Here is a 13,456-nt window from a genome sequence, read left to right on the forward strand (position 1 = left end):
CCCGCAGCCGCTCCGGTCGGTGCCGGCGGCCGGTGCGCGGAGGTCGTGACCTGCCCGTACCGACGGGTCCCACGAGAGTTCTGGAGGTAGGCCGCACCGTGGCCCAGTTCATCTACGTCCTGGAGAAGGCGCGCAAGGCGCACGGCGACAAGGTCGTGCTGGACAACGTGACGCTCAACTTCCTGCCGGGCGCCAAGATCGGTGTGGTCGGCCCGAACGGCGCCGGTAAGTCCAGCCTGCTCAAGATCATGGCGGGCTTGGACCGGCCGAGCAACGGCGACGCCCGGCTGATGCCCGGCTACACCGTCGGCATGCTCGCCCAGGAACCACCGCTCAACGACGCGAAGACGGTGCTCGGCAACATCGAGGAGGCGGTCGCCGAGACCAAGGCGAAGCTGGAGCGGTTCAACAAGATCGCCGAGCAGATGGCCACCGACTACTCCGACGAGCTGATGACCAAGATGGGTCAGCTGCAGGAGGAGCTGGACCACGCCGACGCCTGGGACATCGACTCCAAACTCGAACTCGCGATGGACGCGCTGCGCTGTCCGCCGCCGGACGCCGAGGTGACCCAGCTCTCCGGCGGTGAACGCCGCCGCGTTGCGCTGTGCAAACTGTTGCTGGAGGCGCCGGACCTGCTGCTGCTCGACGAGCCCACCAACCACCTGGACGCGGAGAGCGTGCACTGGCTGGAGCAGCACCTGGCCAAGTACGCCGGCACCGTGATGGCGATCACCCACGACCGCTACTTCCTGGACAACGTCGCCAACTGGATCCTCGAGCTGGACCGTGGCCGGACCTATCCGTACGAGGGTAACTACTCCACGTACCTGGAAAAGAAGGCCGCCCGGCTGGCGGTCGAGGGTCGTCGCGACGCCAAGCTGAAGAAGCGCCTCGGCGAGGAACTGGAATGGGTCCGGTCCAACGCCAAGGCGCGCCAGACCAAGTCCCGGGCCCGGCTGGACCGCTACGAGGAGATGGCCAGCGAAGCGGAGAAGACCCGCAAGCTGGACTTCGAGGAGATCCAGATCCCGCCGGGGCCGCGGCTGGGCAACACCGTCATCGAGGCGGTGAACCTGAAAAAGGGCTTCGGCGACCGGGTCCTGATCGACGACCTGAGCTTCTCGCTGCCGCGCAACGGCATCGTCGGCATCATCGGTCCGAACGGCGTCGGTAAGACCACCCTGTTCAAGACGATCGTCGGGCTGGAGCAGCCGGACAGCGGCCAGGTCCGGGTCGGCGAGACGGTGCAGCTGTCGTACGTCGACCAGAACCGCTCCGGCCTGGACAGCAGCAAGACGGTCTGGGAGGTGGTCTCCGACGGGCTGGACCACCTGATGGTTGGCAAGGTCGAGATGCCGTCCCGGGCGTACGTGGCCGCGTTCGGCTTCAAGGGCCCCGACCAGCAGAAGCCGACCAAGGTGCTGTCCGGTGGTGAACGTAACCGGCTCAACCTGGCGCTAACCCTGAAGATCGGCGGCAACGTCATCCTGCTCGACGAGCCGACCAACGACCTCGACGTGGAGACGCTGTCCAGCCTGGAGAACGCGTTGCTGGAGTTCCCCGGCTGCGCCGTGGTCATCTCCCACGACCGGATGTTCCTGGACCGGGTCGCCACGCACATCCTGGCCTGGGAGGGCGACGACACCAACCCGGCGAAGTGGTTCTGGTTCGAGGGCAACTTCGAGGCGTACGAGAAGAACAAGATCGACCGGCTCGGCGCGGAAGCGGCCCGGCCGCACCGGGTGACCTACCGCAAGCTGACCCGTGACTGATGCGGCACTGGCCGGGGGCTCGTCGACGACCGGCGAGGTCCCGGCCGCCGGCGGTGGTCAGCGCTACACGTTCCACGCCGCGCTGCGCTGGTCCGACCTCGACGCGTACGGGCACGTCAACAACGCCCGATTCCTGACGCTGTACGAGGAGGCCCGGGTCGCGTTGATGTTCTCCGGCGGGCGGGCCTGGGGCGTCGGTTCGTTCGCCGACGGGGTGCTGATCCACCGGCACGAGGTCGACTACCTGCGCCCGGTCGACTACCGGATGGGCCGGTCGACTGCCGACCAGGCACCGGCCGTCCGGATCGAACTCTGGATCGAACAGGTCCGGCCGTCGCGGTTCACGGTCGCCTACGAGATGTTCGTCGGCGACCTGCTGGTCAGCCGGGCCCGTTCGGTGCTGGTGCCGTTCGACCTGGAGCAGGGGCGGCCGCGCCGGCTGACCGAGGCGGAGCGGGCCTTCCTGCTGCCGTACGTCCGACCGGCCGCCACCGAGGCATGATGGCCGGCCGTACACCCCGGGCTGACCCGGCGTCGGGGGGTCACCGGCTGACCGGGCTGACCGACGCCGGCGCGTTCCTGGCCCGGCTGGTCCGGCTGGACCCCGACGCACCGGTGCGGCTGCGGTCGGCCGGCCGGGACCGCACCGAGCTCTGGGCCCGCCTGCCGTGGGCGGTCCTGGTGCAGCGGACCGTGGCGGGGCCTGGCCCGGGGGACGCCACGGTGTCCGCGGCAGAGCTGCTGGCCCGGCTGACGGCGGTCTCCACCGCGTTGCCGCCGCGCCGGGACAGCGTGTGGCGGTGGCCGTTGCCGCCCGGGCCGTCGCGGGCCGTCGAGGTGGTGCCGGCGGCCGATCTGCGCCGGGTCGCGGTGGCGGCGGCCGGCACCCTGCGGGCAGCCGAGACGCAGGGCGTCGGTGGCCGGGCGGTGGGCCAGCGGGCGGTACGGGACGCCCTGCTCGACCACGTGGCCGTAGTGGTGACCGACGACGGTCCGACCGGCGGGCGGATCGAGATCCGCCAAGGGCTGGTGCAGGCGGTGGCCCGGATGGGCTTCCTCGGCACGACCGAGGGGCCGGTCGGTCGGCCGGAGCCGGTCGACTGTCGGGACCGGACTGACCTGCCGGGCCGCCCTGCGGATCCACCTCAATCGGTGGTACGGGTCAGGACAGTAGGTAATTGGGTAGCGCTTGACGCGCCGTTCGGGGTTGCCTGGACGAAAAAAGTTAACGATCTTGCGCTCACGCCTACGATCACTCAGCCGAAAGTATGATGCTCCCTCATCCCTCTGGTTCAGGGGGTCCGTTGGGGGGGTGCTTAGGAACGGCTATCCGGGTACCGTCGGGCCTCGGATCCGACGCAACGTAGGCACCCGGATCCGCTGGGGAGTGAGGTGCGGATAATGCCATGGTGGTCGTGGCGCTCCGGTCACGTAGATGGCGGCGAGCCGGATGCCCGAAGCAGGACCGGAGTGGACAGCGGTGTCCGGCTTGGCCCGCCTGCGCCACGAACGCCGGAGCAGACGCCCCGGTCGTCGACCGAACTCGGGCCGACCAGGCCTGTGGGGCCGTCCTGCCCGATGCCGTCGGCGGCTGCGGGCAAGGAGCTCTCGCCGCAGGTGGTGCCGGTGACCCTCCGTCGCATCGGCACCGCACTGGACATGTTGGACATTCGGTATCTCGCGGACGGTGACGGCAGCCTGCTGGCGATGTGGGAGCGGCACGCTGTCCTGTTCACCCTCGAAGGGCCGGAGGACGAGATCCTGGTGGTCCGCGCCCGACCGCACTCCACCGTGCCGCCCGACTGGGCCGACCGTGCCTACCGGGTGGTCAACGAGTGGAACCACACCAGACGGTTCTGCAAGGCGTACGTCGGCGACCCTACCGACCGGGGCCAGTTGCCCATCTACGCCGAGCTGCAGGTCCCGCTCGCTGCCGGAGCCAACGACGCGCTGCTGGTCGAGCTGCTGGACTGCGGAGCGGCCGTGGCGACCGGTTTCGTCGACTGGCTGCACGACGAGGGCGCCCTGCTCTGACGGCCGGTCAGCCGCTGGCCAGGTCGCGCCGGGGCGGATCGGACGGGTCCATCTCGTTCACCATGAAGTAGGCGGCACGCTCCAGGTAGTCCCAGAGCATCCCGGCGAGCTCCGGATGCAGATCCAGCCGGTCGACCGCCCGGCGCATGTGGGTCAACCAGGCGTCCCGCTCCGCCGGACCGATCCGGAACGGTGCGTGCCGCATCCGCAGCCGGGGGTGCCCACGCTGCTCGGAGTACGTGCCGGGGCCGCCCCAGTACTGCATCAGGAACAGTGTCAGTCGCTCCGCAGCCGGCCCCAGATCCTGCTCCGGGTACATCGGGCGGAGCAGCGGATCGGTGGCGACGCCGGCATAGAACTCGTCAACGAGCCGGCGGAAGGCGGGTTCGCCGCCGATGGCGGCGAAGAAGGTCGGGGCGGGACCGCCGGCTGCGGGCGCCGCGCCGGCCGAGTCGTTGGCAGGATCTGACGCTGTCACCACTCCATCCTGCCAGCCGGTCCGCGCCCGGCGGTCCCCGGTGCGGCATGGTGCGGGCATGGTGGGCGCCAGCGCGGGCTCAGGCGCTGCCGACCTCGTCGGCCTGCTGCGTGTCACGGGCCTGCGGTACGGGGTTGCCGTTGCTGGCCGCCGCGCCAGTGGAAGAGCCGGCGGAAGTGCCCGGTGTCTCCGTTGTGGCGGCGGTCCCTGTGCCGGCTGTGCTGGAACCACCGCCGGTCGCGACACCGGGAGCGGCTGCGACGGCGGCGATCGCCGCGTCGAAGCGCTCCTCGGCCGGCCACCGCAGCAGCGCCAGGGAGATCACCACCGCACCGGTCATGCTCCACACCCCGACCACCGTCGGGATGTCGAACCGGTCGGCGAGCAGGCCGGTGGCCAGCACCGCGGCTCCCTGGCCGACCTGGATGCCGGTTGCGATCACGCCGAACGCGCGGGCCCGGTAACCGTGCGGCAACGCCTGGACGAACAGCCCGTTGGTCACCGGCAGCAGACCGGCCACCGCGAAGCCGCAGACCCCGGCGAGCACCGCCACCACCGGCGGAGACGGGTCGAGCAGAGTGGGGACCAGCGCCAGCGGGGCGATCACCGCGAATGGCCGGATCAGTCTGCGTCGGCGGCCCGGACGGACCAGCCGGCCGATCAGCAGCCCGCCGACGATGTAGCCGGTCGGACTCGCCGCCATGATCATCGCCTGGGCGAGACCCCGCTCGGAGTCGGTCACTCCCGGCTCGGCCGCCCAAGCGGCGGCCAACCCCTCTGGCACGATGGCGAACAGCGGGACCGTCCAGACCAGGATCGCGATGGCCCGCAGCACGTCGGTACGCCACACCAGTTGGAAGCCCTCGGCGGTCTCGCGGAGCAGGTGTTGGCGGCGGTCCGGGGTGGTGGCCGCCGGCCGGGCCCGGACCCCGAGCCGGATCACCAGGGCCGAGACGGCGAAGGTGGTCGCGTTCAACAGCAACGCCGCCCGTGGGTTGACGGAGGCGATTGCCGCGCCGGCGATGTAGCCGCCGACCTGGGCGAGCTGGCCGGTGCTGGCGATCAGCGACAGCCCCACGATCAGCCGGTCACCGGTCAGCACGGTGGGCATCAGCGCGGACCGGGCGGCCTGGTTCGGCGGATTCGCCAGGGTGGTGCAGAACAGCAGACTGATCATCGCCCAGACCGGCAGACCGGGGGTGGCGACCACGGCGATCAGGGCCATCCGGATCAGATCGGTGGTGATCATTACCCGGTGGTACGGGTGCCGCTCGGCGACCGTGGTGAGCAGCGGGCCGCCGATCAACCAGGGCAGGAAGCTGACCGCGAAGGCGGCGGCCGACAGGGCCACCGACTCCGTCTCCCGGTAGACCAGGACGGTGACCGCTGCCTTCGCGATGTAGTCGCCGATCCAGGACAGCGCCACCGAGACGAAAAGAAAGCGGAACTCACCCGCCGCGAACACCTCACGGAAGGTCGCCGGACTCCCGGCGGTTTGTGCCTCGTCGGACACGGACGGCGCCTCCATCGTTCTCGGCGGCACCCGCTCGTGGCGGGTGCTACCGGGGAACGTCCCGGACGTACGGCTGAGCGAAGTGGTGGTGACACTCCGATGACACTCGTCCCGGATCATGCCCGATCGGGTGACATCTGGCTAGTGTGAACGGCTGGTTTGTCGTCACTCCGACTAAACATTCGGATGACAACCAGACCGCCATACGGTGCATAGTCCCTGCTAGTCGGCCGAGGTGTACACGTCGTCCCGGTACTCGGACACGCCGTCCCGGTGATCGGTCAAGTCGTTCCGCCCTGGCCGGGCTCCTCCTGCCCACCTCCCGACCCGCGGGTGACGAACATCCGCCCGGCTACGATCTGTGCCGAGATCCCGGAGGTGTGCAGTGCCGCGGCCAGTTGACGGCGCAACTCGCGGCCCACCACGAACTGCCCCTCGGAGGTGGTCTTGGCGACGGTACGGATCACCGCGCCGTCGACCGTGACCTGCTCGACGCCGAGCACGTCCGGCGGCTCCACGAAGTGACCGGCCATCTCCTCGTCGGCGGCCACCCCCAGGGCAGCGGTACGCAGCACCGCAGTGGCCTGCTCGGTGTCGGCGAAGCCGACCGGCATGTCGACCACCACCATGGCCCAGCCCTGGCTCTTGTTGCCGACCCGGATGATTTCCCCGTTGCGGATGTACCAGAGCACGCCCCGGGCGTCCCGGACCGTGGTGATCCGCAGACCCACCGCCTCGACCACGCCGGTGGCCTCGCCCAGGTCGACGAGGTCGCCGACGCCGTACTGATCCTCCAGCAGCATGAACAGCCCGGCGAGCAAGTCCTTAACCAGGGTCTGCGCCCCGAAACCCAGCGCGATACCGGCGATGCCGGCGCTGGCCAGCAGCGGTGCCAGGTTGAAGCTCAGTTCGCCAAGCACCAGCAGTACGGCGATCCCGAATACGGTCGCGCTCACCGTGCTGCGCAGCACCGAGCCGATCGCCTCGGCGCGTTGCCGCCGCCGTTCCGGCATCACCACCGTCCCAGCCGGCGGTGTCCGTTCCCGCAACGGCCGCAGGATGGTCGGCCCGGCGACCGTCGAGGTGCTGGTCACCAACCGGCGGATGGCCCGATGCAGCAGGTACCGCAGCACCACCGCCACCACGACGATCAGCACGATCCGCAGGGGTTTGACCAGTAGCCAGAAGCTTCCCTCCGCCAGCCACGGCAGCCCGGTCCAATCGAGCACCTGGCTGCAGACCGGGTCGTCGTCGGGGCACACCGGGCTCACCGAGGGCTGCGGCTCCGGTTGAGCCCACTGGTACGGCGGGTCGGTCGCCGCTGCCCCGGTCGCCGGGTCGGGAGGCTCGGGGTCAGCGCGGGCGGGCAATCGTGCGGTCACCGTCAATTCGTACCGTACCGCCCTGCCCGGTCGGCGGCCGACCTACACCGTCGGCCTGACCAGGCGAAACAGGTCAGCGACCAGCCCTCGGCCGAACGCCCGAGGGGTCAGGCCCGAATAGTACGTGCATTTGGGTCATCTATCGGGGACTATTGGCGCACGGGCGCTGGCGATTCGCCAGCGCCGGTCGCGGTCCGACCGTCGGTCCGCGTCGAGTCGTAGTCGGCACTAGGAGCGGGCGGGAACACGACCGAGAGGGTGAGCGGGATGCCTGACATACGACCCGCGGTGGGCTCCGGTTCGTTGGTGCTCAACGCGACGTATGAGCCGCTGTGTGTCGTATCCGTACGCCGGGCCGCGATCCTGGTCCTGTCCGCCAAGGCGGTCTGCGTCGCCGACGGCGAGGGCATGCTGCACAGTGCCCGGCACTGTCTGCCGGTGCCGTCGGTGGTGCGGCTCACCCGCTACGTGCGGGTGCCCTACCGGACGCACGTCGGCCTTTCCCGCCGGGCGATCTTCGCCCGCGATGGCTGGCGGTGCGCGTACTGTCGGGGCCCGGCGGAGACCATCGACCACGTCTTTCCCCGCAGCCGTGGTGGCCGGCACATCTGGGAGAACGTCGTCGCCGCGTGCGCCCGCTGCAACCACAGCAAGGGCGACCGGACCCCGGCCGAGCTGGGCTGGCGGCTGCCATCCCCGCCGGCCGCCCCGAGGGGCACCGCCTGGCGGGTGCTCGGGCACCGTGCGCCGGATCCGCGCTGGGCCGACTGGCTCGACCTGTCCGAGTCCGAAGCCGCCGCCTGAGCCGGCTGGGCGCTGTCTTGAGCAGGCCGGTCCGCCGCCCGAGCCGGCTGCGGAGGTCAGCCGTGCTGGGCGCCGATCAGTGACGCGAAGACGACGACGTTGTCCGCGTACCCGGTGGAACCCCCGACCCACTGGCCACCGCAGGTGATCAGCCGCAGCCCGGGGTGACTGAAGTCGTCGTACACCCGATCCACCGGCAGGGACGACTTGTCGAACTGCTCTACCGAGGTGACCTCGAACAGCGCCACCGACCGGTCCATCCGGCGGACCTGGATCTGCGCGCCCGAGTGCAGCGTGGCGGCCCGGTGGAACACCGACGGACCGGTACTGGTGTCGACGTGGCCGACGATGACCGCCGGGCCGTTCTCGCCCGGCGTCGGGCTGGCCACGTACCACCCGGCCTCGTTGTGCCGGTTCAGTTCCGGAACCGCGATCGTGCCGTCCTCGGCCAACCCGACGTCGTGCACCGCGGCCTGCAGGTTCAACGCCGGGATGGCGAGGCTGACCGGGTCGCTGGCACCCAACGGCGGGTGCGTCTCGGGCGTCGCGCGGTGCGCTCCGGGCAGCCACTGCCCGAGCGGGGTGCCGGTCACCCGTTCGAAGCCGAACCCGGCGACGAAGACGCCCGCCACGATCAGCACCAGCGCGACCGGACTCCACCGTGACGGCGCGTCCGGACGCCCCCGGTAGCCACCCACCGCCACCCGCTGGGCGGCAGCCGTCTCGGCCCGGCGTCGACCCGGGCGCAGCGACCCGAACCCGGGCCAGCCCCGCCGTTGCCGGGGTGGGCCGTGCGGTGCACGACGGTTGGCGGCGGGCCCGTTGACGCCACGGTGACCGGCGACACCCGGCACCGCGGCCACCCCGCGCAGCGGGGCACGGGCCACCCCGCGGGCCGTGCCGGGGATCGCCGGGTACGCTGCTGCGTCCGTCGGCTCATCCGCCGGCGGATCCCCCACTTCGTCCGTCGGCCAATCTGGCGGTGTCGGCCTCGGCTGACCGTAGGTCGAAACCCGGGGTGCCACCGTGTGCGCCGTGGTACCCGCCGCCGTTACCTGGGTCAGGAACGGAAGCACCCAGCCGCCCGGGCGGCCGCCAGCCGGGGTAGGACGGACCATCTGGCCGCCCGCTGGTCACGCGCCGGAGTCGGCGCGTCGACGGCGCATCGCGAACAGCCCGATCCCGGCGCCCAGCCCGATCGCGACGATACCGCCGACCAGCAGGGCCGAGCCGCCGGAGCCGGTGCTGGCCGACGCGGTGCCGCCGCCTCCGGCGTCCGGGCCTCTGGTCGGGTGCGCCGTGCCGGTCACGGTCAGGGTGGTTGTCGCCGTGTTTCCGTTCTGACACTGCAGGTCCACCGGGTAGCGCCCGGGCCGCTTGCTGCCGGGCACCGTCACTTGAGCGGTCAGCAGATCCTGGTCCGGCATCACGATCACCCGCCCGAACGCGTCCGACTCGACTGTTGCCTGGCTGGTGTTGTCGTCCCCGCAGCTGGCCCGGATGGTCACCCGGCCACCGGCGTTCACGGTGCTCGGATCGGCCTCCACGTAGGTGCTGCCCGCGTACGCCGGCGACGCGTCGACCCCGGCCGCCACCGTGCCGATCAGCACGGCGGCGGCGAGCCCGGCCAGCGTGCGGACCGGATGGCTCACTCCTGGCATGATCTCCCCCCGACTACGCTCCGGCCGGCCGGCGATGCCGGCTGTGTCGGCGGCGACCGGTGTGCCGTGCCGACGGCCGGAGCCCGCTCGCCCGACTTCCCGTCCCGACGCCGGCTATGCCTCCCCCTCCCGGGTGAACCAGCGCCCGGTCAGGTCACCCGTACCTGGCCGCTGCGGCCGGCTAGTGACCTGCCAAAATCGGTCAATGTCGCAGATCCATGATCTGACCGCGTTGGAGCAGGCCGCCGCGATCCGCCGGGGCGAGCTGAGCGGCAGCGAGATCATTGAGTACTACCTGGCGCGGATCGAAGCCCTCTCGGACACCGTCGGGGCGTTCGTCACGGTCACCGCCGACCACGCCCGGGAACAGGCCCACGCCCTCGACCGGGTCCCGCCGGGCACCCGGACCCGGCAGCACCCCGGCCCGCTGTACGGCGTACCGGTGGCCATCAAGGACCTCACCCTCACCGCCGGGGTCCGCACCACCTTCGGCTCGGCGGCGTTCGCCGACTACGTGCCGAGCGTCGACGCGGACGTGGTCCGCCTGCTGCGTGCCGCCGGCACCGTCAGCCTCGGCAAGACCACCGCCGCCGAGCTGGGCTGTTCGCTCTACACCGAGGGGGAGGTGGCACCGCCGGCGCGTAACCCGTGGGACCTGGCCAGCACCGCCGGCGGCTCCAGCGGGGGAGCGGCGGCGGCGGTGGCCGCCGGGCTGGTGCCGTTCGCCCAGGGCTCCGACGGCGGCGGTTCGTGCCGGATCCCGGCCGCCCTCTGCGGCCTGGTCGGCTACAAACCGACCCGGGGGGTCGTCTCCGGCGGCCCGCTCGGCGCCGGCGGGTTCGGCCTGCCCAGCCACGGACCGATCGCCCGGACCATCGCCGACGCGGCCGCGATGCTCGACGCGATGGCGGTGCCGGTGCCCGGCGAGCCGTACCTGGCGCCGCCCCCGCCGCCCGGCGGCTACCTGGCGGCGGCCCGTCGAGCGGACCCCGGACGGCTGCGGATCGGCCGGTTCACCACCCCGATGCTCGCCGACGAGCCGGTGCACCCGGACTGCCGGGCGGCGGTGGACACGGCGGCCGCGCTGCTCGCCGACGCCGGCCACGAGGTGGTCGACGTCCCGGCGCCACTCGGCCCGGACCTGTGGCCACTGTTCGAGACCGTCTGGTACGTGCTCGCGCTGGCCCCGGTGCCGCCGGAACGGGAGGCGCGGCTGCTGCCGTTGACCCGGCTGCTGCGTCGCCGGGGCAACGCGGTCAGCGCCGCGACGCTGGTCGCCACCCTGGCCGAGCTGCAGGTCCAGGTGCGCCGGGCGATGCACGCGGTGGTCGGGCTGGACCTGCTGCTGTGCCCGACGCTGAGTGCCCCGCAGGCACCGGTCGGCTGGTTCACCGAAACGGGTGACCCGGCCGAGGACTTCGACCGGCAGCGGCGCTTCTCGCCGTACTGTGCGGTGTTCAACGTCACTGGGCAACCGTCGGTGTCCGTCCCGGTGGCGCAGAGTGCGGCCGGGCAGCCGGTGGGAGTCCTGCTGACCGGCCGCAGTGGCGCGGACGCCACCGTGCTGGCCACGGCCGCTCAGCTGGAGGAGCGGACCGGCTGGCCCGGTCGGCACCCGGAGATCTGGCGGGCCGGGCCCTCCGCTACCGTGAAGGCGTCTGAGCCGGAACGGGCTGGCGGTGTGGCCAGGTCCACCACTCCAGACATCCGCTGAGTCCCTTGAACCGATGCCGGGGGGCGTTGAGATTGTCTGTTACCAACACGGTGCTCTTCTTCGTCGTGATCCCGGCGGTCATCGTGCTCGTGGTGGCCGGTCTGGCGATGATCGGCGGGCGCGGCGGCGCGGACCGCCGCTACCGGCCCGGCCGGCAGTTCGACTTCAGCCCGGTCTGGTACGTCTCGTCCGGCGACCGGTCGACCGGGACCCCGGCGGCGGCGCTGCCGGCCGGCACCGAGCCGGCGGCGATCGAGGCGGCCACCCCCGGCGGCGGGCAGCCCCGCCCGGGCGCGACGGGAGGCGCAAGTGACCGTTGGTGAGCAGGCCCACGAGCAGTCCAGCGAGTCCACCCGGACGAGCGCGACCCTGCCGGGACCGTTCGGCACCCGACAGTTGCTCCGGCTCGACGAGGCATTGCGGCTGGCCGACTCGGCCACCGGTCTCGCGTTCAGCATCTACGTCGGTGAGCTGGAGGAGCCGACCCGGGAGTACGCGGTGACGCTGCACCGGCAGCTGGCTGACCCGGACGACGCTGTGCTCATCGCCGTGTCGCCGAACCAGCGGGTGCTGGAGGTCGTGACCGGTGCCGAGGCCCGTAAGCGGATCCCGGACCGGGACGCGAAGCTCGCCGCGCTGTCCATGGTGGCCTCATTCGGCGGCGGTGACCTGGCCGGCGGCCTGGTCAGCGGGATCGACCAGCTGGCGTCCCGGGCCGGCCGCGCCTGACAGATCCAGCCTTACGGGACCTCCCAGTCACCCTCGCCGGTCAGGGGACCAGCACGGCACGGCCGTGGATCTTCCCGTCCCGCAACTGCTGGTACGCCTGCACCGCCTCGGTCAGCGGGAAGGTCTGCACCTCGGCGCGGAGCAGGCCCTGGCGGCCGAGCGCGATCACCTCGGTCAGGTCGGCGCGGGTGCCCCAGAACGGGATGACCGCGCTGGTCTCCATCGGCACCGGCGGCGGGCCTTCGACGGTCGCCTCGATCCGCAGCGTACCGCCGCCGAGGCCGACCATCGTCAGATGACCGCCGGTCGACACCACCTGTCGGGCGGTGTCCAGGGTGGCGTCCACGCAGACGAAGTCGAGCACCACGTCGGCGCCGTCCGGGGCCGGGCCGGTGAGCTCGCGGATCTGGTCGACCGCTGTCGGGCCGGCCTGCACGGTGTGGTGTGCGCCCATCCGTTTGGCCAGCCGCAGCGCGGCGTCGCTGGTGTCCACCGCGATGATCGTGACGGCGGTGGTCACCGCCAGGATCTGCACCGCCATGTGGCCGAGGCCGCCGACCCCGATCACCACCGCGTGGGTGCCGGGCCGCAGCGCGTCCCGGCCGAGGGAGATCGCGTGGTACGGGGTGAGCCCGGCGTCGGTCAGCGGTGCCGCCTGCACCGGGTCCAGCCCGCCGAGCGGCAGCAGCCGGTCCGCCGGCACCACCACGTGGTCGGCGAGCCCACCGTCGCGGCTGATGCCGACCCCGCCGACCGGTACGGTGCGGCACTGGTTCTCCAGCCCGCGCAGGCAGGCCCGGCAGCGACCACAGCCGATGATCCCGTACACCGCCGCAGTGTCCCCTTCGGCCCATCCGGTCACCCCCGGACCGAGCTGGGCGACCCGGCCGGCGATCTCGTGGCCGATGGTCATCGGGGTCGGGAAGACCCCGGCGGGGGAGTCGAGGATGTGCAGGTCCGAGTGGCAGGCGCCGACCGCCGCCGTGGCCAGCAGGATTTCGCCCGGGCCGGGCTTCGGTGTCGGCACGTCGACGAGTTCGAGGGTGCCGGGCGCGGTGAGTTGGATGGCACGCATACCCACAGCGTCGGCCCGGCCCGCGCACTGCGTCCGCCGAACCGCCCCGGGTCACCCGCCGAGGCTGAGCCGCCCCCGTCCCGCCTGCAGGCAGCTGCGGTTTGGGTCGGTAGAAGTTCTCGGAGGTGCTGGGAGCGCTGGGAGCTTCAAGATCACCTAACGGCCCCACCCGCCTTACTCGTCGTAAATCGGGCTGCCGCCGGTGCAGCCCAGTTCGCCGGACTACTCACTGACTGCGCAAGGCCGGTGGGCAGAGATGTTCACCAGGATGTTGACGTGGGTGCAGCTGCA

At 71.9% G+C, this 13,456-nt stretch carries 14 protein-coding genes; 8 read left to right on the forward strand and 6 right to left on the reverse strand.

The window, feature by feature from the left end; all coding sequences use genetic code 11:
• The first annotated feature begins 98 nt into the window (after positions 1-98).
• The 4 genes from ettA to ACFHWS_RS07310 all read left to right on the forward strand — a co-directional run bounded on the left by ettA (position 99) and on the right by ACFHWS_RS07310 (position 3,809).
• Positions 99-1,775: an energy-dependent translational throttle protein EttA gene (gene ettA / locus ACFHWS_RS07295; protein ID WP_416552446.1), complete on the forward strand. Its 1,677-nt coding sequence runs from the start codon at positions 99-101 to the stop codon at positions 1,773-1,775.
• Between the two features lie 82 nt (positions 1,776-1,857).
• A complete protein-coding gene (locus ACFHWS_RS07300) occupies positions 1,858-2,277 on the forward strand; it encodes an acyl-CoA thioesterase (RefSeq protein ID WP_416567912.1) in 420 nt (139 codons plus the stop codon).
• Positions 2,274-3,047, forward strand: coding sequence for a hypothetical protein (locus ACFHWS_RS07305; RefSeq protein ID WP_416567868.1), 774 nt, complete (start codon positions 2,274-2,276; stop codon positions 3,045-3,047). Before ACFHWS_RS07300 ends, ACFHWS_RS07305 begins: the two co-directional genes overlap by 4 nt.
• Positions 3,048-3,176: 129 nt before the next feature.
• On the forward strand, positions 3,177-3,809 hold the full coding sequence (locus tag ACFHWS_RS07310) for a YbjN domain-containing protein (RefSeq protein WP_416552450.1): 633 nt from the start codon (positions 3,177-3,179) through the stop codon (positions 3,807-3,809).
• Positions 3,810-3,816: 7 nt separating this feature from the next.
• Here the strand turns inward: ACFHWS_RS07310 and ACFHWS_RS07315 are convergent, their stop codons facing one another.
• From ACFHWS_RS07315 to ACFHWS_RS07325, 3 genes are all read right to left on the reverse strand, one after another.
• Positions 3,817-4,347, reverse strand: coding sequence for a globin (locus ACFHWS_RS07315; RefSeq protein ID WP_416552452.1), 531 nt, complete (start codon positions 4,345-4,347; stop codon positions 3,817-3,819).
• A 19-nt stretch (positions 4,348-4,366) separates the two neighbouring features.
• Positions 4,367-5,815: an MFS transporter gene (locus ACFHWS_RS07320; RefSeq protein WP_416552453.1), complete on the reverse strand. Its 1,449-nt coding sequence runs from the start codon at positions 5,813-5,815 to the stop codon at positions 4,367-4,369.
• Between the two features lie 266 nt (positions 5,816-6,081).
• Positions 6,082-7,182: a mechanosensitive ion channel family protein gene (locus ACFHWS_RS07325; RefSeq protein ID WP_416552455.1), complete on the reverse strand. Its 1,101-nt coding sequence runs from the start codon at positions 7,180-7,182 to the stop codon at positions 6,082-6,084.
• Positions 7,183-7,449: 267 nt separating this feature from the next.
• Here ACFHWS_RS07325 and ACFHWS_RS07330 point away from each other — a divergent pair, with 267 nt between their 5' ends.
• Positions 7,450-7,986 (forward strand): HNH endonuclease, encoded by a 537-nt coding sequence (locus ACFHWS_RS07330; RefSeq protein ID WP_416552457.1) that lies wholly within the window; start codon positions 7,450-7,452, stop codon positions 7,984-7,986.
• A 56-nt stretch (positions 7,987-8,042) separates the two neighbouring features.
• On the opposite strand, the gene ACFHWS_RS07335 is transcribed toward ACFHWS_RS07330, so the two are convergent.
• On the reverse strand, positions 8,043-8,945 hold the full coding sequence (locus ACFHWS_RS07335) for a class F sortase (protein ID WP_416552459.1): 903 nt from the start codon (positions 8,943-8,945) through the stop codon (positions 8,043-8,045).
• A 174-nt stretch (positions 8,946-9,119) separates the two neighbouring features.
• Entirely contained in the window at positions 9,120-9,638 is a 519-nt protein-coding gene (locus tag ACFHWS_RS07340; RefSeq protein ID WP_416552461.1) for a hypothetical protein, read from the reverse strand.
• Between the two features lie 214 nt (positions 9,639-9,852).
• On the opposite strand from ACFHWS_RS07340, the gene ACFHWS_RS07345 reads away from it, so the two are divergent.
• From ACFHWS_RS07345 to ACFHWS_RS07355, 3 genes are read left to right on the forward strand one after another with little or no spacing between them, the layout of a single operon-like run.
• Positions 9,853-11,361, forward strand: a complete 1,509-nt coding sequence (locus tag ACFHWS_RS07345) for an amidase (protein WP_416567869.1) — start codon at positions 9,853-9,855, stop codon at positions 11,359-11,361.
• 26 nt (positions 11,362-11,387) lie between these two features.
• A complete protein-coding gene (locus tag ACFHWS_RS07350) occupies positions 11,388-11,684 on the forward strand; it encodes a hypothetical protein (RefSeq protein ID WP_416567870.1) in 297 nt (98 codons plus the stop codon).
• Entirely contained in the window at positions 11,671-12,090 is a 420-nt protein-coding gene (locus ACFHWS_RS07355) for a DUF5130 family protein (protein ID WP_416552465.1), read from the forward strand. The genes ACFHWS_RS07350 and ACFHWS_RS07355 overlap by 14 nt, the downstream gene beginning before the upstream one ends.
• 40 nt (positions 12,091-12,130) lie before the next feature.
• Here ACFHWS_RS07355 and ACFHWS_RS07360 read toward each other — a convergent pair whose 3' ends face one another.
• Positions 12,131-13,165 carry an NAD(P)-dependent alcohol dehydrogenase gene (locus tag ACFHWS_RS07360; RefSeq protein WP_416552467.1) on the reverse strand — a complete coding sequence of 345 codons (1,035 nt, stop codon included), beginning with the start codon at positions 13,163-13,165 and terminating at the stop codon, positions 12,131-12,133.
• Between the last annotated feature and the right edge of the window lie 291 nt (positions 13,166-13,456).

This window comes from Micromonospora sp. LOL_013, assembly GCF_048060315.1.
Lineage (GTDB): Bacteria > Actinomycetota > Actinomycetes > Mycobacteriales > Micromonosporaceae > Micromonospora_E.